Origin of the sequence: Bacillus sp. FSL R7-0166, assembly GCF_038008935.1 — a bacterium.
GTDB classification, from domain to species: Bacteria; Bacillota; Bacilli; order Bacillales; family Bacillaceae; genus Bacillus; species Bacillus altitudinis.
In genome coordinates this window covers 3,076,661-3,100,965 of record NZ_JBBPAC010000001.1, presented here as the reverse complement: position 1 = coordinate 3,100,965, position 24,305 = coordinate 3,076,661, and the positions used below count along the sequence as shown (strand labels likewise).

Sequence of the window (24,305 nt, the reverse complement as noted above, 5' to 3'; positions counted from 1 at the left end):
TGTCTCTTTTTTTGATTCATTCTTCTATTCATGCGCTTTTTGCATACATATGAGAGGGAACGAGCAGTATCGCCCGTATGAAAGGATAAGGGGAGGGGTTACATTGAAGGTTCAAAAAATTAGTGCAGGCACTATAGCGAGGCTTGTGCTGCTTTTATTGGCACTTGTGAACAGCGCTCTCACCGCTGCAGGGAAAAGCCCAATTCCAATTGATGAAGAAGGTGTGCAGCAATTCATTACGTTAGTCTTTCTTGGCATCACATCACTATGGGGCTATTGGAAGAACAATGATATTACGAAAAAAGCACGAACGAAAAAAGAAGAATAATAGAAAACAGAGCCTTTTCATGCAAAAGGGCTCTCAGCGTGTATAGAAACCCTCGCATTCCGTGTCAGTCCTGCGCGGGTACTCACGAATGTCAAATTCGCTCCGCAAAAGTAGCTGTCCTTCCTAGACTGCTATCACGCTGAAAAGAAGACAAAGAGCTAAAATAAAGTTCATTTTAGCCCTTTGTCCATAAACTGAAAAGAGCCTTTTCATATAAAAGGCTCTATTTCATCGAAGCGACAAGCGCCTCTCCCCGCAAATTGGTTTGATCTCAGTGGCTTACGCCCGGTGTTCTCCCATATTGGTAAGAAACGCTTTCACTTCCTCGATGGTTAAGCCAATGGCCTTTGCTTCACTCATGAGACGCTTCCATTCTGACATATTTGAGTCGGTCAGCTTTCTATGATGGACATGCAACGTCTTTCCTTCCTGCTCCTTTCTGTAGGTTTGGAGCAGCTGATACAGTTCTTCTTTAGGCATGCCGGATTGGACGGCATGAACGATATGATCCCGCCACTCCTGTTCACCGCCCTCAGCGTAATGAAACATCATCGTTTCTGCATCAAACAGCTCTTGTAAATCAATGTCTAGTGATGAGGATACCTTTTTTAAAAACTGGACAGATGGATTACGATGGACACCACGCTCAATCTTACTCAAATACGATTTAGAGACATGGGCATCTTCAGCCAACTGCTGAATTGAGTATCCTTTCCTCTTTCGGTAAATGCGTATCACCTTTCCTATCATTCGATATATGATCTCCCTTCTCCCCGGCGAATCGTTCTGCGACCTTTTCGTTCATTATAAGAAATAAATTGTTCTTTATAAAATTCAAAAACGTAAGAAACAGGAAGTAAACAAAAGAAAACGAACGATTTCGTTCTTTAAAAAGAACTATAAGACCTATTATGACATTTTTCTTTGCGGGTATTATCTTTTATAATCCAATCATTAACAAAAAGAAACCATATATAACCTTTTTATGATGAAATCGGGAGGTATCTATGAATGAGAATATAGGTTTTAAGCAGCTGTTTTCTGTCATAAAAGAGAAAATGGCCCTTCTGATCCTGATTGTCCTGATCGTAACGGGCATTTCAGCCTACTATCAGTTCTATGTCTCGACTCCTGTATATCAGGCAACCACTCAAATTCTTGTTCATAAACGAAGCAGTGATGCACAAGCGAATTTAAACGATATTCAGATGAACCTTCAATATACACGTACCTTTCAAGTCCTATTAAAAAGTCCAATCGTTATTGAAAAAGTAAAAGAAACACTCAATCTTACAGAATCGGCTGAAGGATTAAAACACAAAATTGCCACAAGTACAGAAAATGAGTCAGAGGTCATAAATATTTCTGTACAAGATGAGGACCGAGCGAAGGCAGTAGCCATTGCGAATACAGCCACAGAGGTGCTGCAAGAAGAAATCAAAAAAACCATGAATATGGATCGCATTAATGTTTTGTCTGAAGCCAAGCTGTCCAACACGATACTGATGAACTCACGTAAATTCGTTCACATTGTTCTGGCACTAGGCGCCTCTGTATTAGGGGGAATGACACTCATTTTCTTAATGAATTTACTCGATGATACGGTGAAACGAACACATCAAATAAGAGAAGAGATCGGATTGCCGTCGCTCGGCAGTGTCTATCAGATGCAGGCAGACAGGAGGGCAAAAAAAGACAAGCAGTCCGTCATAACGGGAGGACAGAACATTGATTTTTAAGAGGAAAAAAAGAGAAAAAAGAGATTTATCCTGTATTTCTGTATTAAATCCTCACTCTGTCATTGCGGAACAATTCCGAACGATCCGAACGAACATCGAATTCACGTCGATTCAAACGAGGCTGAAGTCGATATTGGTCACATCCTCCTTGCCGAAGGAAGGAAAATCATTTACGGCTGCAAACTTGGCAGCTGTTTTTGCACAGCAGAAAAAACGGGTTTTGCTCATGGATGCTGATTTACGTAAACCAGCCATTCATGAATATTTTGATCTGAGTCCGCACACCGGTTTGACCAATGTGCTATTAAATAATTGCAGTTTGGAGGAAGCCATTTTGCCTACACCGATTGAGCATTTAGAGCTGCTTCCGAGTGGGACCATTCCGCCAAATCCCGCTGAGCTGCTTTCCTCCTCTGTGATGAAGCAGCTATTTTACGAGATTGAACAGCAGTATGACATGGTGATTGTTGATTCCACACCACTTCTGCCTGTAGCCGATGCAAAAATATTAGCGAACCGGACGGATGGAAGCATTCTTGTTGTTTTAAGCGGTAAAACGAAGATTGCCGCTGTGAAGAAATCAAAAGAAGTATTAGAGGGTACGACAGGGAAACTGCTTGGGGCGATGCTAAATGGCAAGAAAGTGAAAAAGGGAAGGCACTATATGTATTAAAGAGATTGATAGGTGATGTCTCCTAATCTTTAACAACGGAGGCACTCGATCCTGCTGTGGGCATGACATATGCCTTAGATGCTCGTCATCGGTAGTGGGATGTGAGGACGGGTTTGATGCCCATTTTATGTAAGAATAGTGATGCTTTAAAAAGGGGGAGGAGCGTTGACTTACGCCCAAAGATTATCAATCATCGTGGCACTAGATTCATATCTCATTTTAGTTGCCGTCTTTTTTGGCTTTCAATTTGTCCAAGAGGCAGCGTTAACCGTATATACATTTGAAATGCTCGTCATTTCTTCGCTCAGTCTACTGATCGGGCACCATTTGTTTTCGTATATTTTTCACGTGTACAAGCAAGTATGGGCCTATACAGGGGTTAGAGAGCTATTTTCTTTAATGAAGACCTTTGCGTGTTCATTTTTATTTTCCATGACGATGCTGTACATTTTTGTGCAGACATGGCCATTTCGCTTTTTATTTATTGTCTGGCTTTTCCATGTGTTATTCATCGGTGCATCTCGTATGGCATCCAGGCTGTTTCATGATGGTGCGAAGCGGTATCAAGTTGAAAAGGAGCGGGCACTAATCATTGGCGCTGGATCAGCCGGAACCATTATCGTTCGTCAGCTTCAGCAGTCGAGTGATGTACATATTGAGCCGGTCGCTTTCATTGATGATGACAAAACAAAGCATAAGCTTGAAATTATGGGGCTGCCTGTTCTTGGGGGAAAAGAACATATTCAAACGGCTGTTGTGATGATGGATATTCAAAAAATCATTATCGCCATTCCATCCAAAAGCAGTCACACATTAAAAGGACTGTATAGAGAATGTGTGGCGACTGGAATCAAAACACAGATTATGCCAGAAATGGAACAGATTTTAAAAGGAACCCATGCGCTGAATCAATTGCGGGATGTACAGCCAGAGGATTTGCTTGGAAGAGAGCCGATTCAATTAGATACAAGCCGTCTATCCGTTCACCTAAAAGGAAAAACGATTATGGTGACAGGAGCTGGCGGGTCTATCGGGTCAGAAATCTGTCGTCAAATTTGTGTATTTGCCCCTCGGGCGATTGTGCTTGTGGGACATGGAGAATTTAGCATTCATTCTATTTTACTAGAGCTGAAAGAATTGTATGGAGATAGCATTAGCCTATATCCACAAATTGCGGATATTCAAGATAAACAAAAAATGAGTGAAATCGTTGGTCATTTTCAGCCGGATATGATTTATCATGCCGCCGCTCATAAACATGTCCCGCTCATGGAAATCAGCCCGAAAGAAGCGGTGAAAAACAATATTATCGGGACAAAAAATGTGGCAGAAGCTGCACATGAGCACGGAGTTGAAACATTTGTCCTCATCTCATCTGACAAAGCGGTCAACCCTGCCAATGTGATGGGAGCGACAAAGCGGTTTGCTGAAATGGTGATTATGCAAATGGGGGCAAGCAGTGAAACGAAATTTGTCGCCGTCCGGTTTGGGAATGTACTCGGAAGCAGGGGGAGCGTCATTCCGATCTTTAAAAAACAAATTGAAAAAGGCGGGCCAGTGACTGTCACGCACCCAGCCATGACAAGATATTTTATGACGATACCAGAAGCATCAAGGCTTGTTATTCAAGCTGGTGCACTAGCAGAAGGAAGGCAGATTTTTGTTTTAGACATGGGGGAGCCAGTCAAAATTGTCGACCTCGCAGAAAACCTCATTCACCTCTCAGGCTACACCACAGACCAGATTCCCATCACATTTACGGGGATTCGTCCCGGAGAGAAAATGTACGAGGAGTTACTCAACCAACATGAAAAAGCACAGGAGCAAATTTTCCCGAAAATCCATATCGGGCATGCCTTGGATGGAGATCCGTATGTGCTGAACCGCTTTATTCACGAATTTAATATGATGAGTGACGATCAATTAAGACAGGCCTTGTTTGCCGCCATTGAGTCGCATGATGTATTGCCTGAACCGATGGAACGAGAGGAGGAGCCACTTGCCAATGAAGAAAAAAGTCTTGTTTTGCGCAACGGTTGATTATCATTTTAAGGCGTTCCATCTCCCGTATTTCAGGTGGTTTCAGGAACAAGGATGGGAAGTGCATACAGCGGCAAATGGCCAGCTGGAGCTGCCGTATGTGGATCAAGCGCATTCCATTCCGATTCAGCGTTCCCCTTTTCATTTGCAAAACCGGCTTGCTTATGTGGAGCTGAAAAAGCTGTTAGAAAAAGAGCATTATCAGTTCATCCATTGTCACACACCGATGGGGAGTGTCATTGGCAGGTTAGCGGCGAAAACAACACGCAAAAAAGGGACGAAAGTTCTTTACACAGCGCATGGCTTTCACTTTTGGAAGGGGGCACCGCTTCAAAATTGGCTGCTTTATTATCCAGTTGAGAGATGGCTCGTTCAATATACAGATGCACTCATCACCATTAATGGAGAAGATTATGAAAGAGCCGATCGTCTGTCAAAAGAGAAGGCGGCTGTGCATTATGTTCCCGGTATGGGTGTCGATATGAAGCGATTTGCACCAGTTGATGACAAAGAAAAAGATCGCCTTCGTAAAGCATATGGTTTTACCACGCAAGATTTTATCGTGCTGTGTGCTGGTGAATTAAATGACAATAAAAATCAAGGAATGCTCATCAAAGCTTGCGCGCAGGTGTATCGGAATATACCACATGTGAAAATAGTATTTGCTGGAGAAGGGACAAGTCGGTCGTCCTATGAAAAGCTGGTCTGTCAGCTGAATCTTGAGGAACATGTACAGTTTGCGGGATTTTGCAAACACATCGAAGAGTGGATGCATCTGAGCGATGTATGTGTATCAACCAGCTTGAGAGAAGGACTTGGGATGAATCTTCTTGAAGCGATGTCTGCTGAAAAGCCGGTGATTGCAACAGAAAATAGAGGGCATTGTGAGCTCGTCAAACATGGAGTGAACGGCTTTTTAGTCAAACCGCATGATGTGAATGGTTTAGCCGTTTATTTACAGCAGCTCTATCATAAAAAGGACCAGCTTCACCTAATGGGGAAAGCGGGACGTTCTATGGCTCACGCATTTGCACAGGAGCAGACGATAAGTGCTATGGAGGAAATTTACACAACGTATATGGATCAAAAAGAGAAGGTGATGTGAGCATGCGTCAGCCGAAAGTATCGATTATCATGGGTGTTTACAATTGCCAAGAGACAGTAGAAGAAAGCATTGAATCGATTCTCCGTCAAACCTATGAAAACTGGGAGCTCATCATATGTGATGATGCATCAACAGATGGCACCTATGAAAAAGTGCTGCACTATACCATGCGTGAACCCGATAGAATTCGCCTCATCCGAAATGAACACAATCAAAGACTTGCCGCCAGTTTAAATCGTTGTCTCACTGAAACGAATGGAGAACTGATTGCAAGACAGGATGGCGACGATATATCGGTGTCTACACGATTAGAAAAACAGGTTCGTTTCCTTGATGCACATCCGGAATATGATGTAGTTGGTACGGCGATGACGGTGTTTGATGAGTCAGGGACGAAGGGCGTTCGAGCACTTGTCTCAGAGCCTGATCGAAGGGTGCTAGCAAGAGGAACGCCTTTTTGTCATGGGACGATTATGATGAGAGCGTCTGCCTACAAGGCTTTAAATGGCTATCGTTCTGTCAAAACAACCAGACGGATGGAAGATATCGATCTGTGGATTCGTTTTTTTGCTGCGGGGAGAAAAGGCTTTAATCTGCAAGAGCCCTTATACCTTGTAAGGGAGGATGAAGCGGCCTTTCAGCGCCGGAAATTCCGATACTCAATGGACAATGCCTGGCTTGTGTTAAAAGCATGCAAGCAATTAAAATTGTCGCCGTTTGATTATCTCTTTGCGCTTAAGCCGGTCATCCGTGCCTGTATGTCACCAAAGATCATGAGGTTTTATCATCAGCGGAAACTTGGAGGATCTATGGTGAAAAGGAGGACGATTCGGGATGAGTGAGCCAAAGCGTGTACTTCATGTTGTGGGCGGAATGAACAGAGGCGGTGCAGAAACGATGATCATGAACATCTATCGTGCAATCGACCGAAATGTTCTTCAATTTGATTTCATTACCCACCGAGAGGATGTCTGTGATTACGATGAGGAAATTCGTCAGCTTGGCGGGCGGATTTTTTATGTCCCAAGTATTGGAGCGTCCTCTCCATGGACGTTTGTCAAAACGTTGACGAAGACGATTAAGCAAACGGGACCTTATCAGGCGGTGCATGCACATACAGATTTTCAAACGGGCTTTTCTGCCCTTGCTGCGAAACTGGCAGGTGTGAAGATACGCATTTGCCATTCACATAATACGGCTTGGAAACAGTCTCCTAGCCGGGTGGATCATTTGATGCTCAAAGGATTTCGTCAGCTGATCTTTGCCTTTTCTACGAAGCTTGTTGCATGCGGTGAAGATGCCGGTGTCTTTTTATTTGGACAAAAAAGAATGCACGATGGACGAGTGGACATTTTGCCAAATGGGATTGATTTGGACCTTTTTTTTCAGTTGGAGCCAGAAGCGAAGGTGAAGATGAAAAAAGACCTCCATCTTCACGAGAGAAAACTGATCATTGGACATATTGGCCGATTTCATGAGCAGAAAAACCATGTTTTTTTCATCGAATTAGCGCAGACACTGAAAAAACAAGGGGTCTCCTTTCAGCTAGTTCTCATAGGAGATGGGCCGCTCCGGGCAGTGGTTGAATCGTATGCAGAGAAAGCAGGATTAATGGAAGACATTGTGTTTACGGGCGTTGTCTCAGAGGTTCCGCAGTATATGAAAGCATTTGATGTGTTTGTGATGCCGTCTTTGTTTGAAGGTCTTCCGCTCGTATTAGTGGAAGCGCAGGCATCTGGACTCCCATGTGTGATTTCAGATCATATCACAAAGGAAGTCGATCTAGGCTGCGGGCTTGTGAAACGGAAATCCTTGCAAGATTCAGCACATGAGTGGATGAAAGCCATACTAGAAGCCTACCATGCAGACCCTCCTCTTCAGGAGACGATTATTTCTCAGCTTGGCCTTAGAGGATTTGATGTGAAACAGAACATCACCCGTGTGATGAATGTGTATGGATTGTAAGGAAGGATTGGCAGATGGCGATTTATTTGGTGAACATGATCATGGTCTATTTATGGTCGAGCTTTGCCGCATTTTATGGCAGACGTGATGATACCATACAAAGCGGCTGGCGGCCGAACAAGCTTCTGGTGTTTTTTCCATTTTTATTTCTTTGTATTGTGGCGGGCATACGCTACAAAGTAGGAACTGATTTCGTCACCTATGGACAAATGTATGAGTTCTCCGTCAACTATGACAAGCCTTGGCATATTTTCGGATTCGGTGTAGACAAGGCCGCCACTGATCCGGGCTTTACATTGATCTTATGGATGCTCAATCAACTGTCACATGAGCCGCAAATCATGTATATCACAGTTGGGATCATCACCTATTTTTTTATTATCAAAACACTTGTGCGATATGGACGGCCATTTGAGCTTAGTATGCTACTATTTCTCGGCACATTTCATTATTACGCTTCGTTTAATGGCATGCGGCAGTATATGGTGGCGGCGATTCTTTTTTATGCCATCCGGTTTGTCATCAAAGGTCAGTGGAAATGGTATTTTCCGCTCGTGCTTGTATGCGCGCTATTTCATTCCTCGGCACTCATTATGATTCCAGTCTATTTCATCGTCAGAACAAAGGCATGGTCTTGGATGATGTTTGTGTTATGTATGATTTTTCTAGGCTTAACCGCTCTGTATGACCGCTTTGTCTCCGTGTTTGTGGTGATGCTGCAAGGGAGTTCTTATGGTCATTACGAGGAGTGGCTGACAACGAATACGAATGGAATGAATGTGACGAAAATTGGTGTCTTGATCTTGCCGTTATTGCTTGCGTTCTTTTGTCGAAAACGACTTCGTGAGCTGACGCCAGAGAGTGATTATATTGTAAATTTTTGCTTGCTTGGATTTTTGTTTGGCATCCTTGCAACGAAGGATGTCATTTATGCAAGATTTCATATTTACTTTGGTCTGTATCAGCTCATTTTACTGCCTTATTTCACACGGATTTTTGATCAGCGAACCAATTTCTTTATGTATATCGGAATTGCGGTTTGCTATATTTTGTACAGCATCATGCTGATGCCGTTTGATTCTTCTGTTTTACCGTACCGAACGATTTTTACAAAGTAGATTTGAAGAAAGGTGGGGCTTGCTGTCATGCCAGCTATCAGTCTATTGGTCGCAGTCTATAACACTAGTCAATATGTGGAGCAGTGTCTTCAATCGATTGCAGACCAAAGCTTTTCAGATATAGAGGTCATCCTCATTAACGATGGATCTACCGATCACAGTGGAGACATCCTTGAAGCGTTTGCTGCGCGTGATGAGCGATTTCGGGTGATTCACCAAACCAATCAAGGGCTGGGAGCGGTGAGGAACAGGGGCATAGAAGAAGCAACAGGAACGTATCTTGCCTTTGTTGATTCAGACGATGTTCTCGCTCCTCAATACTGTGAGGCTTTATATCAAGAAGCCGAAAACACTGGTGCCGATCTTGTTGTTAGTGAATATTGGATTCAGTTTGAACAGTCAAAAAGGATCATACCGACGACGCTGTTAGCTCAGCAGAAAGCCGATAAGACAAGTTTAATAGAATCGTTATTACATGGTGAGATCACGGGATTTTCATGGAATAAGCTGTATCGGCGGGCATTTATCGAAAAGCATCATATCCGTTTTCCGTTGAGAGGTGAGCTTGAGAATATTGAAGATCAATATGTCACGCTGCGCTGTTTTTCTTTATCACGTGTCATTGCCTTTGTTCATGAGCCGCTTTATTATTACCGGGTTCATTTGTCATCCATTGTCCAGCGATATCAAAAGCAGTATTTTCAGCATGGACTGGCGTTTTATGACACGCAGCGTTTGTTTTTAAAAGAGCATGATGAGCTGACACCATATGAGAAGGCTTTTTGTTTTTTTATCGTGAATCATACGCTGCATTGTATGCTCAATGAATGGAAGAGCCAAAATTCCCTGTCCTTTCAAAAAAAGCTTGGTCATATGCGTGAAATGGTGACACATGAAGCTTTTCAGAAGGCTGTGAAACAAGTGGAACCATCGAAGCTGACTGTGCGAAAGCGAATGATCTTATTCCTTGCTAGGCTGCAGTGGGTGTATCCGCTCTCTGCCGCAGCTTCAAGCTATCAAAAATGGATTGAATATCAAACGAGAAAATCGGGGTGATGAGTGTGACATTCCAGCAATTAAAAGCACATGCCGCAGAGTGGCTGCTCTTAAAGGTCAAGTATCCACTTCAATATAGGTTGAGCCGCCAAAGACTGCCAGAGCTGCGTCATCAGAAGAAGATCATTCTCACGCTGCTACCGGCACATGACAACTTAGGTGATCATGCGATTGCCTATGCGAGCTGCTGTTTTTTACAAAAGCATTTTCCAGACTATCAAATCATAGAAGTAGACATGCAGGAGATGTATCGTCTAGCACGTCCGCTGAAGCACGCGCGGCACCCAGAGGACATTGTCTGTATCATCGGCGGGGGCAACATGGGCGATTTATACCGATATGAAGAATGGACAAGACAATTTATCATGAACGCCTTTAAGTCCTATCCCGTCATTCAGCTGCCCGCTACTGCTCATTTTACAGAAACAAAGAGAGGGAAAAGAGAAGAACGCCGCGCCATTCAAGCATATCAGCAACACCCGAGGCTTCTTTTGATGGCAAGAGATCAAACCACCTATCAATGGATGAAGCAGCATTTTCCTAATAAAGAGGTGTGGAAACAGCCTGATATGGTCCTGACATTAGACGAAACATCAAAGAGTCAAACCCGTAAAGGAGTGCTGCTTTGTCTGCGTGAGGATAAGGAGGCATATCTCACGAAAGAGAAACGAGAACAACTGCAGGAGCATATCAAAGAAACGTATGATCAAGTTGGTTTTATCACAACAACCATTGGGAAGCGAGTGAATCGAACGACTCGTTTAGAGGAATTATCTACGTTATGGACGCAGTTGAGACAGGCACAAGTCGTCGTGACAGATCGACTGCATGGCATGATCTTTTGTGCGATCACACATACACCGTGTGTTGTCATCAGGTCGTTTGATCATAAAGTCATGGAAGGATATGAATGGGTAGCGCACTTGCCATTTATGACCCTTTTGAAGGAACCAACGGAGGAAGCGGTGAAAAAGGCCATTCATCAGCATATGAAAACAAGCGGACAAAAGGGAGAGGAAGCTGGATGAAGGCCCTTAAACACTGCGTGAAATCACCATGAACCGTGCGTTTCTTTACAATGTCAGTGCAAATGTAATGACGTTTATCTTGATGATGCTGATGTCTGTTTGTTTAACGCCTTACATTGTTCATACACTTGGAGTGGAAGCGTTTGGTCTGATTCATCTGACGCAAAATATGATCAATTATTTATCGGTCATTACGGCTTCATTAAGTGCTGTGGTGGTGCGTTTTTTTTCTGTTGCCGCTCATAAAGGAGAGATGGAACAAGCGCAGCGCTATCTCGCTTCCTATTTTGTCAGTTCTCTTTTTTTATCCATCTGTCTTTTTTTACTTTGTCTATTCATGTCTCAGCAGCTGGTTGATTGGCTCCATGTGCCTGCTCATCTTGCAAAAGATACACAGATCGCCTTTGTGTTAGGGGGTCTTTTATTTATGCTCAATTTCGTCATGTCTGGTATTGGGGCGGCACCATTTTATGCGAACAAATTATATGTATCGAGTGTTGGACAGGCCATTCAGATGTTTGGCAGGGCGCTTGTGATTGTGCTGCTATTTACCGTGACGACACCAGCTATTTGGCATATTCCGCTTGCAGCCGTTATGGGGAGTTTCGCCGCTTTGGGAATGGGTCTCTATTATTTTAAGAAACTCATTCCTTGGTTTTCGTTTAAGTGGCGGTACGTTTCTTTATCTTCAAGTCTCACGCTGGTTCGATCAGGGGTGTGGCATTCATTTGAACAAATGGGCATTTTGTTGTTTTTACAAATCGATTTATTGATGACCAACTTACTGATTGGGGCAGAAGCGACTGGACAGTATGCCGCCATTTTACAATTTCCATTATTATTGCGCACCCTTGCAGGGACACTTGCGGTTGTGTTTGCGCCAACGATCACAAAATTATATTCAAATCAAGACGAGCAGGGGCTCATTCAATACGCCGCCAATGCCATGAAATGGAGTGGTTTATTTGTAGCATTCCCCGCGGCTCTGTTAGGAGGTCTTGCCGGTCCGCTCATGCTGTTATGGCTTGGACCAGCCTTTGAGGAGCTGAAATGGCTGCTGATGATTCATGCGGCTTATTTGTGTTTCACGTTGATGTTTTTACCGCTGACCTATGTACCGACTGCCTTTAACCGATTTAAAGTGCCGGCGGTTGTGACACTCATATTAGGCGGTTCCAATGTCCTGTTCGCCTATGGACTGACTCACCTACTTCAGCTTGGGTTATATGGCATTGCCTCAGCAGGGGCCGTTGTTTTATTGATGAAAAATATCGTCTTTCTCCCATTGTATACAGCCAAGATCACGAAACAGAAAAGTACCATCTTTTATAAACATACAGTCGTTCCGCTGTTTGGGGCTTTGTTCATATGGGGGATCTGTGCCGGCATTCAGGCTGTGTATGATGTGACGAGATGGTGGGAGCTATTTTGTATTGGCGGAATATGTTTCGTTCTCTACTTAGGCTATTTGTATCAATTTGCAGGAACAAAACAAGAGCGGATACAGCTCATGCGCAAGGTGAAACAAGCTGCTATTGAACGGGCTGTCTCCCGCTAGTGTGGAAAGGAGAAGCAGTGATGAAAAGAATAATAGATGTGGTCGTGGCTTTGACCCTGCTCATCGCAGGCAGCCCCCTTTTCCTTCTCATCTATGGACTCATTAGGTGGAAAATCGGAGCTCCTGTGGTGTTTCGACAAGAGCGGCCTGGTCTATACGGACAGCCGTTTATGCTTTATAAATTTCGGACGATGACCGAGGAACGCGATGAACATGGCGTACTGCTTCCAGACCATCTTCGATTAACAAAAACCGGCACCTTTATTCGCAAGCTCAGTCTTGATGAATTGCCGCAGCTTGTCAATGTACTCAAAGGGGAAATCAGTCTCGTTGGACCAAGACCGCTTTTAATGGAGTATTTACAAATGTACACAGAGGAGCAAGCGAAGCGTCATCTTGTGAAGCCTGGTATCACTGGATGGGCCCAGGTGAATGGGAGAAATACTCTCTCTTGGGAGGAGAAATTCACCTATGACCTCTGGTATGTAGAGCATCAATCGTTTTGGCTCGATATGAAAATCTTATGGATGACCTTGTTGAAAGTCATCAAAACAGAAGGGGTGCAGCAGCCAAATCATGCAACAGCTGAAAAATTCAAAGGAACCGATACGTAAAGAGCAGTCCATTGGCTTAATAGGGGCTGGCGGACACAGCAAGGTCATTCAGGAGTTGATTTTTTTGCATCCTGATTACTCATTGTGTGCTGTATTAGACGATCGATTTGAGGAAGCTGACACTCAAACCGGTATTCTGTATGGTCCGGTTTCTATGAGTCAAAAGGTAAGATGTGAAATACCTGATATGCAATGGCTGATTGCCATTGGGCAAAATGAAATCAGACAGAGGATCAAAGAACGTCTCGCATTTGAAGAGAGGGCATTTGCCACACTGATTCATCCAGAGGCAGTTGTGAGCTCGTCAACGAAGATTGGCCGGGGAACGGTTGTGATGGCAAGGGCTGTTGTGCAAGCAGATGCAGTAATTGGTGAGCATGCCATTATCAACACCGGTTCTATCGTGGAGCATGATTGCTTTCTCGAATCCTTTACGCACCTATCCCCGGGAGCCGTGCTCACCGGCTGTGTCTCTGTGCGAGAGGGTGCTCATATTGGAGCTGGGGCTGCTGTCATACCTGGCAGAACCATTGGAAGCTGGGCAGTGATCGGCGCAGGAGCGGCAGTGACCCGAGATATACATGATCAGAAAGTCGCCGTAGGCGTTCCTGCAATTGAGATCAAAGATCGAAGAGAAGGTGGGAAATCATGAGAGACAGGAAACGAATCTACTTATCTCCTCCTCATATGAGTGGAAAAGAACAGATGAAAATAGAGGAGGCATTTAAGAGCAATTGGATTGCACCATTAGGACCGCTTGTAAATGAATTTGAGCAAGTGGTCGCGGATTATGCAGGGGTGAAGAGAGGAGCGGCATTATCTTCAGGAACAGCAGCCATTCACCTTGCCTTAAAACTCCTTGGCGTTCAAAAGGGAGATATGGTCTTTTGTTCCACTCTCACATTTGTTGCCAGTGCAAATCCTATTTTATATGAACAAGCGACGCCTGTTTTTATTGATTCAGAAAAAGAGACTTGGAATATGTGTCCGCTGGCGTTAGAGAAAGCCTTTGCTGAAACAAAACGACTTGGGAAAAGACCCCGTGCGGTTATTGTCGTTCATTTATACGGACAAAGTGCGAAAATGGATGAAATCATAGCAGTGTGTGAGGCATATGATGTGCCAATCATTGAAGATGCGGCTGAATCGTTAGGCAGTATATATAAAGGAAGAAAAAGCGGTTCAATGGGCAGGTTCGGTGTTTACTCTTTTAACGGAAATAAAATCATTACAACATCAGGAGGCGGAATGCTTGTCAGTGATGATGAAGCAGCCATCGACCGATGCCGATTTCTCGCGTCACAGGCGAGAGAACATGCCCTACACTATGAACATCAAGAGGAGGGATATAACTATCGGATGAGCAACCTGCTCGCAGGTGTAGGAATTGCACAAATGGAAGTGTTAGAGGAGCGTGTTCAGCAAAAACGCCGCATTTTCGAGCGTTATCAAGATGCTTTAGCCGATATTGAAGGCCTTCAATTTATGCCAGAATATCAAGACACCACATCAAACCGCTGGCTGACCACATTCACCATTGATCATCATGCACAGATGTCTCCAGTAGAGATGATAGATGCTTTAGAACAAAAGCAGATCGAAGCAAGGCGTGTATGGAAGCCGCTGCACCAGCAGCCGCTCTTTCATGGTTATCCTTTTTATACAACAGCCGATGAAGTCCCTGCATCTGAGTTGTTATTTGAGACAGGTCTTTGCCTGCCATCTGGTACAAGCATGACAGACGCGGAACAGGAGCTTGTCATTGATACACTGTACAACGCCCTGCAAAAGAAAGCATTACCCTCCTCATAGGCTGCTCGTTCATCAGCAGCCTGCCTCTCTTTTTAACAAATCCCTTAATTTGTGGAATAATAAGGAATATATATTGTCATTTCGTTTCAAATATGATATTGACAACAGAGTCCTTCCTCCTTAAAATGAAAATGATTATCAGCATCAATTAGGAGGAGTAACTTATGTCTATTTGGAGTAATTTTCCGAAAATTAAAATAAATAAAATATTACCTATCCTACTGATCTTCTTACTAGTAGGCTGTTCTCAAGCAAATAATGGAGCAGGTGGAGACAAGGATCATCCTGATATGATCACCATGGCATGGCCAAGAGATATTGGCGAAATGAATCCACACATATACAATCCATCACAATTGTTTGCCCAATCCATGATTTACGAACCATTGGTGAGCTATCAAAAAAATGGAAAACTTAAACCTGAATTAGCAAAATCATGGGATGTTTCCAAGGATGGCAAGGTGTATACGTTCCATCTTAGAGACAATGTCACGTTCTCAGACGGATCTAAATTTAATGCGAACATTGTGAAAAAGAATTTTGATACGATTTTAAAAAACAAAGAAGTACATAGCTGGTTAGGTGTCATAAAGAAAATTAAAAAGACAGAAGCAGTGGACAAGCAAACGTTTAAACTCACATTAACTGAGCCTTATTATCCAACTGTTCAAGAGTTAGCTGTTGTGCGCCCCGTACGTTTCCTAGGCGAAGCAGGTTTTCCGAAAAACGGAGATACGTCAAAAGGAATCGAAAAACCAGTGGGGACAGGCCCTTGGGTATTAAAGACGTACAAAAAAGATGATTACGCGATTTTTGAACGAAATGACCACTACTGGGGAGAGAAACCAAAGGTCAAAGAAATCAAAGTGAAGGTCATTCCAGATGCCGAAACAAGAGTGATGGCATTTGAAAAAGGCGATGTAGATCTACTTTACGGAGAAGGAACGATTAGCCTTGATGCTTTTAAACAACTAGAGGCGAGCGGCAAGTATGAAACGAAGATGTCAGAGCCTGTAGCCACAAGGCAGCTTGTCATGAACACAAAAGTCGATCAGCTGTCAGATGAGAAAGTGCGTCACGCCCTTCAGTATGCGATCAATAAAACATCATTGGTGGAAGGTGTGACCTCTGGCTTAGAGGATGTAGCAGATCACATCTTGCCGACAAACATGCCATATACGTCAGGCATCCGGGTGAAATCTTTCCAGTATGATGTGGACAAAGCGAAGGCTTTACTGGATGAAGCGGGCTGGACGCTTCCAAAAGGAAAAACCATACGGGAAAAAGACGGAAAAACGCTTGAGTTTAGTATGATGTATGACTCAGCAGAATCGATTCAAAAAACAATGGCTGAAACACTGCAGGCAGAATGGGCAGCCATTGGCGTTGGTGTCAAACTTGAAGGTGTCGAGCTGGCGACGCAGGTTCAGCGGTTTAAAGCGAACAAATTTGATATGAACTTCTTTAGCAATTACGGAGCGCCGTATGATCCGCATACATTTATGAACGTTGTCTCATCAGATGGTTTTGGATTCAAAGAGGCGATCTCAGCGTATCCGAATAAAGATAAGCTGATCAAAGAAATGACGGAGATTCCATCAACAACAAATGAAAACAAACGCAAAGTACTTTATTCGTCCGTCTTATCTTCCTTGCAAGATCAAGGGGCGATTGTGCCAATCTCTTATTTTAAAAAGACAGCTGTTTATCAAAAAGATGTGAAGGACTTTGATTTCCCTGCGAATCGCGATGAACACCCTTTCACAGGCATCAAGCTGAAGTAACAGAAGGAAGGTAAGCAAATGAGCCGCTATATCATCAAACGAATGTTATCTATCATTCCTGTATTTCTACTAGCCACACTGTTCACAACTGGCATGATTCATCTGTCACCAGTTGATCCAGCGGAGGCATATTTAGCAGCGGCTCATATTCAGCCTACTGATGAGGTATTGGCGCAAAAACGAAGTGAATTTGGTTTAGATGAACCTTTTTACATGCAGTACCTTCATACGATTGAAAAAGTCGTCCGTCTTGATTTTGGGCGGTCGTATATGACCAATCAGCCTGTGCTTGATGAGGTGATCTATCGAATACCTGCGACGATTCAATTGGCGTTCACTAGTCTGCTGATCGCAATTTGCGTCAGTATTCCACTAGGCTTTTTCAGCGGATTGAGAAAAAACGGCGTTGTAGATCATATGAGCCGGATGATTTCCTTCCTAGGAGCATCTATCCCGACCTTTGTTTTGGGATATTTGCTCATCTTCTTTTTTTCAGTGAAACTCGATCTTTTACCTGTTGAAGGTGTTGGTACATGGGAACATCTTGTACTGCCATCCATTACACTGGCTGTGCCGTTAATTGCGATGTATACGAGATTATTGCGAGCGAGTGTGAGTGAGACGCTTCACGAGCCTTTTGTTCAATATGCGAGAATGAGAGGGCTAAAGGAACAATCGATTATGTTCAAACATGTCTTCAGAATGGCGATATCACCGATGCTGACAGGACTTGGCGTGAATCTTGGCAAGCTGCTCACAGGGACTATTATTGTAGAGGCTGTTTTTTCATGGCCTGGATTTGGACGATTTTTTATAGAAGCGATCTTTAACCGGGATCTGCCGGTCATTCAATTTTATGTGTTGATGGCGGCGTGTATCTTTATCTTAAGCAGTTTGATAGTGGATCTTCTTCAGCTGCTCATTGACCCCCGTATTTCTAGAAAGGAAGGCCGCCAGCCATGATGACAAAAGTAAAACACCTCTTCTATCATCAAAAGATGATCTCGATCTGTGTGGTGCTGCTCGGTCTCCTGCTCATTGTGACGATATGTGCACCATGGATCGCTCCGCATGACCCGGCGGCGGTTAATCTTGCAATGAAGCTAAAGGGTTCTTCATGGGGGTATCCTCTAGGCACCGACCAATTGGGAAGATGCAATTTATCTCGTATTCTATATGGTGCTCGTATTTCACTAGGATGTGCGTTGTTAATCTTTGTTTCCTCTCTATCTATCGGTTTAATCGTAGGGCTGATTTCTGGATATAAAGGCGGCTGGATCGATCACGTCTTGATGAGATTGTGCGACGGGGTCATGGCATTTCCAAATTTGGTGCTGATCCTCGGATTAGTCGGTATTTTTGGACCAGGGCTTTCTCAAGTGGTGCTGGCTTTGATGCTTGTGCAGTGGGTGTATTACGCCCGCGTCTTTCGAGGGATGGTCCTTAGTTTAAAGGAACAAAACTTTATTGCAGCTGCGAAGATTAGCGGTACTTCCCATTGGAATATCATGAGAAAGCATATGATTCCGAATGTACTGCCGCCACTTGCGGTTGTGGGCACACTTGAAATGGGCTGGGCGATTATGGACATTTCAGCCATGTCTTTTCTAGGCTTAGGGGTTCAGCCCCCTACGCCTGAATGGGGAGCGATGATCCATGAAGGAAAATCTTATATTCAAACAAATCCTCAGCTGATGCTTTATCCGGGCCTTGTGATTATGGCTGTGGTCATTCTATTCAACTTACTGGGAGAAGCCCTTTCAGAGAAATATGGCATCAAACGTCGTGTGTAAAGGAATGAGTCAGTTGGAAGAGTCTATTTTAAATATAGAGAACCTGCATGTGCATACGAAAACGCCGCAAGGAACCATTTCTCTCGTTCAGGAAATAGCATTTGAGGTAAAGCACGGTCAAATTGTTGGATTAATTGGTGAGAGCGGATGCGGAAAAACGGTGACAAGTATGTCGATCTTAAACATGCTTGATCGAAAAACAACGGAAGTGACTGGCAGTATCACTCTACAAGGTCGAGAATTGATCGGTTTGAGTGAACAGCATATGCGGTCTATTCGTGGCAAAGATCTCTCATATATCATGCAAAATCCAATGAATAGCTTTACGCCTGTATGGACAATTGGACATCAATTGATTGAAACAATCCGCCGGCATACATCTGTCAGTAAAAGGCAGGCTCGGGTCCAGGCAATGAAAGCCTTAGAGAAAATGAACCTGCCGCATCCAGATCAATTACTGAGTAAGTACCCTTTTGAATTAAGCGGGGGGATGCTCCAGCGTGTCATGATTGCTATGGCTGCCTGTATGCATCCGCCTCTGATCATCGCAGATGAACCGACAACCGCATTAGATGTACACAATCAGAAGCTGGTGCTTGAGCACTTGAATCAAATTCGTCATGAATACGGAACGGCGACTTTGCTCATTACCCACGATCTTAGTGTGATTGCGGAAATGGCAGACGAGGTCGTGGTGATGAAACAAGGAAAAATCGTTGAAAAGGCTGAAGTTCTTGAGCTTTTTGAACACCCAAAGCATGATTATACAAAGAAACTTTTAGCAGCTCGTCCATCCATTCCAGCTGTTTGCCCGATTTGAGGTGAGAAGACCGTTGCATTTAATAGAAGTGAAAGCAGTGAGTCATTCATATGGCAACCGATCGTTTCTGATGAGGACAAAAGGGAGAACCCCTGTCCTGAAAAACGTTCATTTGACCATTGAAGAAGGCACTTGTCTTGGGTTATTAGGTCAAAGTGGTGCAGGGAAAAGTACACTCGGCCGCATCATCCTTGGACTAGAGAAGCCGAGTAGCGGACAAGTTCTGTTTGAAGGTCAGGATATCATTCGTGCAGATCAGCGGACACATCAGCATTTCCGCCGACATGTACAAGCGGTATTTCAAGATTCATATTCAGCGGTGAATCCAAGATGGACAGTGGAACAAATTCTATCTGAGCCGCTTGAAAACTATGAACCAATGAACTGTAAAAAACGTCAGCATATACTGATTCACTGGTTAGAAAGAGTAGGGCTCAGTGAGCAGGATTTGTCCAAGTACCCATACCAATTTAGCGGTGGCCAGCTACAGCGGATCAACATCGCCAGAGCACTGGTGCTTCAGCCAAAGCTCATTGTGCTGGATGAATCAGTCAGTAGCTTAGATATGGTTACGCAGGCAGTCATTTTAGATTTGTTAGTCGATTTAAAGAAAGAGCTGAAGCTTGCATACTTATTTATTACACATGATTTAACAGCGGCCTATCATTTAAGTGATCAATTAGCGATTCTTGATCAGGGTGAGCTTGTGGCTCAGTTTCAATCGAAGGATGATTTCTTTATATCAGAGCACGAAGCTGTGCTGAAAATGAAGGAGGCAACGCTCGCCAGCCACCCTTTGTCTCGAACGATTGGTAGGCCGGTTCGTTAACTTTTTCATTCCCTCAATGCCTCTTTTAAGAGAGGCTATTTTTCATGAAAGGCAGGTGGCATCGTGAACCATCGTGCATATTTAGCTTTGGCGATCCCTTTAACCATTTCAACGATGACCACGCCATTACTTGGAGCTGTCGATACAGCAGTTGTTGGCCAGCTTGCCAACCCCGCTTATATAGGGGGCGTCGCAGTCGGCAGTCTCATTTTTAGTACATTGTACTGGCTGTTTGGCTTTTTACGGGTAAGTACATCTGCTTTTGCCGCCCAAGCAAACGGAGCGCAGAACGAGGAGCAGGGTGTTCTTGCTTTTCTAAGGCCTTTTTTGCTGGCTATTATCGTGGGGCTTTGTTTTATTGCTCTTCAATGGCCCATTATTCAATCCGCATTATGGATCATCTCTCCTGCTGCTGATGTGCGCGAATATGCAGCGGACTATTTTCATATTCGGATCTGGGGAGCGCCATTTACCTTGATGAATTACGTCATACTCGGCTGGCTGATGGGGATGGCAAAAATGAAAGAAGCCCTTTCTTTACAAATTTTGATCAATGTCATGAATATGATCTTGGCATTGATCTTAGTTCATGCGTTTTCTTTTGCCGTCAAAGGTGTGGCAGCGGCGACATTGATCTCTGAACTCACTGCTTTTGTGTTAGGGGCCTGGATCATCTTGAAGCATACGTCAAACGGTTTTCGGATGCCGTCTATCCAGCAGGTGATGGACACACGTGCAGTAAAGAAAATGTTTCATGTGAATAAAGACTTGTTTATCCGAACGATCTGTCTGCTTGTCGTGATCAACATGTTTACAGCAAAGGGAGCGTCTTTCGGAACGGAGCAATTGGCGGCGAATGCCATTTTATTTCAAATTCACTACATCATGGCCTATTTGTTCGATGGATTTGCCAATGCATCCAGCATCCTTGTCGGTAGATCAGTAGGTGCGAACGACCGAGCGCTTTATGATAAAACATTAACCCTTTCGAGACAATGGGCAGTTGTGATGGCATGTGTCATTGCGGCAGGTTACTTTTTCTTTAAAGTTCCGATTTTGAGCCTGTTTACAAATTTACCTCAGCTTCTTGATGTGACACTGCAATATGCCGATTGGCTCGTTCTTTATCCGTTTGCTGCTTGCTTTGGCTTGGTGATTTATGGTGTATTCACAGGTGCGACAGAAATTGCTCCTGTCAGGAATTCAATGCTCTTTGCGATGATTTTGTTTGTGGCTGTTCAAGCGGCAGTCATTCCGATATGGCACAATCACGGACTATGGTTTGCCTTTATCATTTATACTGTAGGGCGGTCAGGCTTTTTGATGATGTACAAATCGAAGCTGGATCAAAAGCTTTTCCTACATGATAAACACCCTTTGCAATCGTGACAAAGGGTGCTGTTTTTCGTCCATTTATTCGCTTTCTTTTTTCACCTTTTGGTACGCTTCATCGAGATGCTGAATTCGCTTCAAGACAACAGCATTTTTCGTCAATTGGTCCTGCACAAGTGTAGAAACCACTGAACGATAATAAGCGTTCATGGCATGAATCTTGTCTTCATGTTGATTCATGGCAATGTGCTGTTTTAAGTTATCAATAAAGTATGGAACAGAAAAAAGTTCAGACATGGACATCACTCCTATTTCGTATATACGGTCCGTCAATCTTCATGTAAAATGATGAGAGGGAGGGGAGACAATGAGCCTTAAACTGCAACAAGAACTAGTATTAAAGCAGGTACTCACACAAGAACTCAGGCAGGCGATTACGCTGCTGCAACTGAATTGTACAGAGCTGGGTGAGTATCTTGATCAGTTAGCGCTTGAGAACCCTCTGATTGAGCGGAAAGACACGGACAGCTATCAACCAGTTTATCATAAAAGAACGCAAGATCGAATGACAGAGCCGTATCGTACGCATCAAAAAGAAAGCCTGCAAATGTATTTAAAGAGACAGGCCATTGATTTGAATTTAAGTGAAAAGAATCAAAGGATTTTTCACTTCATGATTGAGTCCATTGATTCCAATGGCTATTTAAATGAACCGGTTGACCAAATGGCCGCTGTTTTACAGGCTTCGGCAGAAGAAGTAGAAGCTGTTCTTCATCAGCTTCAATCATTAGAGCCTGCTGGTATTGGCGCTAGATCATTGCAAGAATGTATCCTGCTCCAGCTTAGACGAAAAAAGGATCGCTGGTATGAAGCAGAGCTGATCATCGAAGGGCATTTCTTTCTTTTCGCAAGGAAGGCTTGGAAGGAAATCGCGGCAAAAACAGGTATACCTTTGAAAACCTTGCAGGCCATACAAGATGAGGTGTCGCTTCTCGAACCAAGACCAGGCCTTCATTTCTCTTATGAAGACCAGGATGTGTATATAGAACCAGATGTGTTGATTACAGCTACGGGAGGTCACATCACATTCGAGCTGAACCAGCGTGCTTTTCCGGACATTGAAATGAATGAAGGGTATTTCGCCATGATTCAAGATCAAAAGCGGCATGAAGCATACACGTATTTAAAGGAAAAGCAGCAGCAGTACAATTGGCTTGTTCAAGCGCTGAAGCAGAGAAAACAAACGATGACAAATGTCGTTCGTGAGATTATCTTACAACAGACTGATTTTTTCCTGACAGGGAAGCATAAAATGAAACCGCTTACGATGAAGCGGATTGCAGATATATTACAAGTGCATGAGTCGACAGTGAGTCGAACAGTCAAAGGGAAAATGGTGCAGACCCCTTACGGATTAATGGAAATGAAACAGTTTTTCCAAGCGAAACTAGAAGGGCATTCGCTCGAAGAAGCATCCAGCTACACAGTGAAGACCCACATTGCGGAGCTGATTCAATCAGAAAATAAGAAAAAACCGTATTCGGATCAGCAAATCATGACGCATCTTCAGCAAACCTTTGGTATCCGCGTCTCTCGCAGAACCATTGCCAAATATCGTGAACAAATGAACCTTCCGTCTTCCACGCTGCGGAAGCGATATGATTAAAAAGAAGCACATGCCAGAAACAATGGCATGTGCTTCTTTTTTGATGAGTGGAAGAGTGATAGAAGATTTCTTGAGAATTGAAAAAAGGGAAGACGTGTGATCTGAATTTTGGGGTAAAGTATAAGATAGGGCATGAGCCGATAGGGTAGACAACAGTGATGAGGTGAGACCAATTGAAATATAAACAAATCAAAACGAAAAAAATATATGAAGAAATTGCGGACGCATTAGTCGAATCCATTCGAACGGGGGAGCTTCTTCCAGGCGAAAAATTAGACTCGGTTCAAGCACTTTCTGAAAATTTTCAAGTCAGCCGTTCCGCTGTGAGAGAGGCGCTGTCCGCTCTGAAAGCGATCGGATTAATAGAGATGAAGCAAGGAGAAGGCACATATGTGAAGCAGTTCGATCCTGAGCAGCTCACATTTTGTTTATCTCCTGCTTTTTTGATGAAGCAGCAGGATATCGCACAGCTTCTTGAAGTGAGATCAATCATTGAATCAGGTGCTGTCAAAAAGGCAGCATTGCTGCGGACAGACGATGACCTCCATCGACTGCAGGAGGCACTAGAACAAATGAAGCGTGCAGAAGCGCATAAAGAAATTGGTGAGGAGGCAGACCTCACATTTCATCTTGCCATCGCCAAAGCCTCAAAGAATCATTTACTAGCGGCGTTAATGAATCAGGTCTCAACCTTGTTAATGGAAACGATGCGAGAAACAAGAAAAGTCGTGTTATTCTCAAGAAAAGCGTCCATCCATCAGCTTTACAAGGACCATGAACGAATTTATCAAGCTATCATGGACAAACAGCCAGAAGAAGCAGAGCGGGCGATGCTCACACATTTGGAAAAAGTAGAACAACTTCTTGGTGATGTGCTGCAAGAACAGGAAGGAAAGCCAGATATACAATAAGCTGTGCCGAAAAGCGGCACAGCTCAGCGTGTAGACAAACCCTCGCATTCTTTGTCAGTCCTGCGCGCTGGTACTCACGAATGTCAAATTCGCTCCGTGCCAGTGCTCGTCCTTCCTAGACTGCAAAGGTTTTC

24 protein-coding genes are annotated in these 24,305 nt (G+C 43.8%); 22 read left to right on the top strand and 2 right to left on the bottom strand.

Features of this window, described 5'->3' with window-relative positions:
• Positions 1 to 103 precede the first annotated feature (103 nt).
• A complete protein-coding gene (locus tag NST01_RS16195) occupies positions 104 to 328 on the top strand; it encodes a phage holin (protein WP_341042171.1) in 225 nt (74 codons plus the stop codon).
• A gap of 279 nt (positions 329 to 607) precedes the next feature.
• On the opposite strand, the gene slrR is transcribed toward NST01_RS16195, so the two are convergent.
• Positions 608 to 1,078: an HTH-type transcriptional regulator SlrR gene (gene slrR, locus NST01_RS16190; RefSeq protein ID WP_007500131.1), complete on the bottom strand. Its 471-nt coding sequence runs from the start codon at positions 1,076 to 1,078 to the stop codon at positions 608 to 610.
• Positions 1,079 to 1,335: 257 nt separating this feature from the next.
• Here slrR and NST01_RS16185 point away from each other — a divergent pair, with 257 nt between their 5' ends.
• The 19 genes from NST01_RS16185 (at position 1,336) to NST01_RS16095 (ending at position 21,651) form a co-directional block, all read left to right on the top strand.
• Positions 1,336 to 2,067: a YveK family protein gene (locus NST01_RS16185; protein WP_024719858.1), complete on the top strand. Its 732-nt coding sequence runs from the start codon at positions 1,336 to 1,338 to the stop codon at positions 2,065 to 2,067.
• Positions 2,057 to 2,740 (top strand): CpsD/CapB family tyrosine-protein kinase, encoded by a 684-nt coding sequence (locus tag NST01_RS16180; RefSeq protein ID WP_008347761.1) that lies wholly within the window; start codon positions 2,057 to 2,059, stop codon positions 2,738 to 2,740. Before NST01_RS16185 ends, NST01_RS16180 begins: the two co-directional genes overlap by 11 nt.
• Before the next feature lie 165 nt (positions 2,741 to 2,905).
• Positions 2,906 to 4,780 (top strand): polysaccharide biosynthesis protein, encoded by a 1,875-nt coding sequence (locus tag NST01_RS16175; protein WP_341042170.1) that lies wholly within the window; start codon positions 2,906 to 2,908, stop codon positions 4,778 to 4,780.
• Positions 4,746 to 5,885, top strand: coding sequence for a glycosyltransferase family 4 protein (locus tag NST01_RS16170; protein ID WP_144739587.1), 1,140 nt, complete (start codon positions 4,746 to 4,748; stop codon positions 5,883 to 5,885). The genes NST01_RS16175 and NST01_RS16170 overlap by 35 nt, the downstream gene beginning before the upstream one ends.
• 2 nt (positions 5,886 to 5,887) lie before the next feature.
• Complete coding sequence (locus NST01_RS16165) at positions 5,888 to 6,727, top strand: glycosyltransferase family 2 protein (RefSeq protein WP_017368088.1); 840 nt, start codon at positions 5,888 to 5,890, stop codon at positions 6,725 to 6,727.
• On the top strand, positions 6,720 to 7,850 hold the full coding sequence (locus tag NST01_RS16160) for a glycosyltransferase family 1 protein (RefSeq protein ID WP_144739585.1): 1,131 nt from the start codon (positions 6,720 to 6,722) through the stop codon (positions 7,848 to 7,850). The genes NST01_RS16165 and NST01_RS16160 overlap by 8 nt, the downstream gene beginning before the upstream one ends.
• Before the next feature lie 14 nt (positions 7,851 to 7,864).
• Complete coding sequence (locus NST01_RS16155; RefSeq protein ID WP_341042169.1) at positions 7,865 to 8,968, top strand: EpsG family protein; 1,104 nt, start codon at positions 7,865 to 7,867, stop codon at positions 8,966 to 8,968.
• Positions 8,969 to 8,995: 27 nt separating this feature from the next.
• Positions 8,996 to 10,024, top strand: coding sequence for a glycosyltransferase family 2 protein (locus tag NST01_RS16150; protein ID WP_056702821.1), 1,029 nt, complete (start codon positions 8,996 to 8,998; stop codon positions 10,022 to 10,024).
• Positions 10,024 to 11,052 (top strand): polysaccharide pyruvyl transferase family protein, encoded by a 1,029-nt coding sequence (locus NST01_RS16145; RefSeq protein ID WP_017359196.1) that lies wholly within the window; start codon positions 10,024 to 10,026, stop codon positions 11,050 to 11,052. The genes NST01_RS16150 and NST01_RS16145 overlap by 1 nt, the downstream gene beginning before the upstream one ends.
• A 28-nt stretch (positions 11,053 to 11,080) precedes the next feature.
• Positions 11,081 to 12,610, top strand: a complete 1,530-nt coding sequence (locus tag NST01_RS16140; protein ID WP_282900213.1) for an MATE family efflux transporter — start codon at positions 11,081 to 11,083, stop codon at positions 12,608 to 12,610.
• A 20-nt stretch (positions 12,611 to 12,630) separates the two neighbouring features.
• Positions 12,631 to 13,224, top strand: coding sequence for a sugar transferase (locus NST01_RS16135; protein ID WP_050826619.1), 594 nt, complete (start codon positions 12,631 to 12,633; stop codon positions 13,222 to 13,224).
• Entirely contained in the window at positions 13,187 to 13,876 is a 690-nt protein-coding gene (locus NST01_RS16130) for an acetyltransferase (protein ID WP_017368086.1), read from the top strand. Before NST01_RS16135 ends, NST01_RS16130 begins: the two co-directional genes overlap by 38 nt.
• Complete coding sequence (locus tag NST01_RS16125) at positions 13,873 to 15,036, top strand: DegT/DnrJ/EryC1/StrS family aminotransferase (protein ID WP_008347739.1); 1,164 nt, start codon at positions 13,873 to 13,875, stop codon at positions 15,034 to 15,036. Before NST01_RS16130 ends, NST01_RS16125 begins: the two co-directional genes overlap by 4 nt.
• 164 nt (positions 15,037 to 15,200) lie before the next feature.
• The gene (gene nikA / locus NST01_RS16120) at positions 15,201 to 16,820 is read left to right on the top strand and encodes a nickel ABC transporter substrate-binding protein (protein ID WP_341042168.1); all 1,620 of its coding nucleotides are present in this window, start codon (positions 15,201 to 15,203) and stop codon (positions 16,818 to 16,820) included.
• 18 nt (positions 16,821 to 16,838) lie between these two features.
• Complete coding sequence (nikB, locus tag NST01_RS16115; protein WP_048001972.1) at positions 16,839 to 17,783, top strand: nickel ABC transporter permease subunit NikB; 945 nt, start codon at positions 16,839 to 16,841, stop codon at positions 17,781 to 17,783.
• Complete coding sequence (nikC, locus tag NST01_RS16110; protein WP_008347734.1) at positions 17,780 to 18,613, top strand: nickel ABC transporter permease subunit NikC; 834 nt, start codon at positions 17,780 to 17,782, stop codon at positions 18,611 to 18,613. The genes nikB and nikC overlap by 4 nt, the downstream gene beginning before the upstream one ends.
• Positions 18,614 to 18,617: 4 nt before the next feature.
• Complete coding sequence (gene nikD / locus NST01_RS16105; protein ID WP_186365168.1) at positions 18,618 to 19,433, top strand: nickel import ATP-binding protein NikD; 816 nt, start codon at positions 18,618 to 18,620, stop codon at positions 19,431 to 19,433.
• Between the two features lie 13 nt (positions 19,434 to 19,446).
• A complete protein-coding gene (locus tag NST01_RS16100; protein ID WP_144739579.1) occupies positions 19,447 to 20,262 on the top strand; it encodes an ABC transporter ATP-binding protein in 816 nt (271 codons plus the stop codon).
• A gap of 63 nt (positions 20,263 to 20,325) precedes the next feature.
• Positions 20,326 to 21,651: an MATE family efflux transporter gene (locus NST01_RS16095; protein ID WP_144739577.1), complete on the top strand. Its 1,326-nt coding sequence runs from the start codon at positions 20,326 to 20,328 to the stop codon at positions 21,649 to 21,651.
• 24 nt (positions 21,652 to 21,675) lie between these two features.
• Here the strand turns inward: NST01_RS16095 and yvfG are convergent, their stop codons facing one another.
• Positions 21,676 to 21,891 (bottom strand): protein YvfG, encoded by a 216-nt coding sequence (gene yvfG, locus NST01_RS16090; protein WP_017359206.1) that lies wholly within the window; start codon positions 21,889 to 21,891, stop codon positions 21,676 to 21,678.
• A gap of 70 nt (positions 21,892 to 21,961) precedes the next feature.
• Between yvfG and rpoN the strand changes: the two genes are divergently transcribed.
• Positions 21,962 to 23,260 (top strand): RNA polymerase factor sigma-54, encoded by a 1,299-nt coding sequence (rpoN, locus tag NST01_RS16085; RefSeq protein ID WP_203085409.1) that lies wholly within the window; start codon positions 21,962 to 21,964, stop codon positions 23,258 to 23,260.
• Between the two features lie 173 nt (positions 23,261 to 23,433).
• Complete coding sequence (locus NST01_RS16080; RefSeq protein WP_008347721.1) at positions 23,434 to 24,171, top strand: FadR/GntR family transcriptional regulator; 738 nt, start codon at positions 23,434 to 23,436, stop codon at positions 24,169 to 24,171.
• Positions 24,172 to 24,305 lie beyond the last annotated feature (134 nt).

Bases quoted from the DNA above. Each gene is read 5' to 3' on its own strand.
- NST01_RS16145 (WP_017359196.1), top strand. From the start codon at position 10,024: ATGAGTGTGACATTCCAGCAATTAAAAGCACATGCCGCAGAGTGGCTG.
- nikC (WP_008347734.1), top strand. From the start codon at position 17,780: ATGATGACAAAAGTAAAACACCTCTTCTATCATCAAAAGATGATCTCG.
- NST01_RS16155 (WP_341042169.1), top strand. From the start codon at position 7,865: ATGGCGATTTATTTGGTGAACATGATCATGGTCTATTTATGGTCGAGC.
- NST01_RS16165 (WP_017368088.1), top strand. From the start codon at position 5,888: ATGCGTCAGCCGAAAGTATCGATTATCATGGGTGTTTACAATTGCCAA.
- NST01_RS16125 (WP_008347739.1), top strand. From the start codon at position 13,873: ATGAGAGACAGGAAACGAATCTACTTATCTCCTCCTCATATGAGTGGA.
- rpoN (WP_203085409.1), top strand. From the start codon at position 21,962: ATGAGCCTTAAACTGCAACAAGAACTAGTATTAAAGCAGGTACTCACA.
- NST01_RS16140 (WP_282900213.1), top strand. From the start codon at position 11,081: ATGAACCGTGCGTTTCTTTACAATGTCAGTGCAAATGTAATGACGTTT.
- NST01_RS16150 (WP_056702821.1), top strand. From the start codon at position 8,996: ATGCCAGCTATCAGTCTATTGGTCGCAGTCTATAACACTAGTCAATAT.
- NST01_RS16130 (WP_017368086.1), top strand. From the start codon at position 13,187: ATGCAACAGCTGAAAAATTCAAAGGAACCGATACGTAAAGAGCAGTCC.
- yvfG (WP_017359206.1), bottom strand. From the start codon at position 21,891: ATGTCTGAACTTTTTTCTGTTCCATACTTTATTGATAACTTAAAACAG.
- NST01_RS16170 (WP_144739587.1), top strand. From the start codon at position 4,746: ATGAAGAAAAAAGTCTTGTTTTGCGCAACGGTTGATTATCATTTTAAG.
- nikA (WP_341042168.1), top strand. From the start codon at position 15,201: ATGTCTATTTGGAGTAATTTTCCGAAAATTAAAATAAATAAAATATTA.
- NST01_RS16160 (WP_144739585.1), top strand. From the start codon at position 6,720: ATGAGTGAGCCAAAGCGTGTACTTCATGTTGTGGGCGGAATGAACAGA.
- NST01_RS16135 (WP_050826619.1), top strand. From the start codon at position 12,631: ATGAAAAGAATAATAGATGTGGTCGTGGCTTTGACCCTGCTCATCGCA.
- slrR (WP_007500131.1), bottom strand. From the start codon at position 1,078: ATGATAGGAAAGGTGATACGCATTTACCGAAAGAGGAAAGGATACTCA.
- nikB (WP_048001972.1), top strand. From the start codon at position 16,839: ATGAGCCGCTATATCATCAAACGAATGTTATCTATCATTCCTGTATTT.
- nikD (WP_186365168.1), top strand. From the start codon at position 18,618: ATGAGTCAGTTGGAAGAGTCTATTTTAAATATAGAGAACCTGCATGTG.
- NST01_RS16185 (WP_024719858.1), top strand. From the start codon at position 1,336: ATGAATGAGAATATAGGTTTTAAGCAGCTGTTTTCTGTCATAAAAGAG.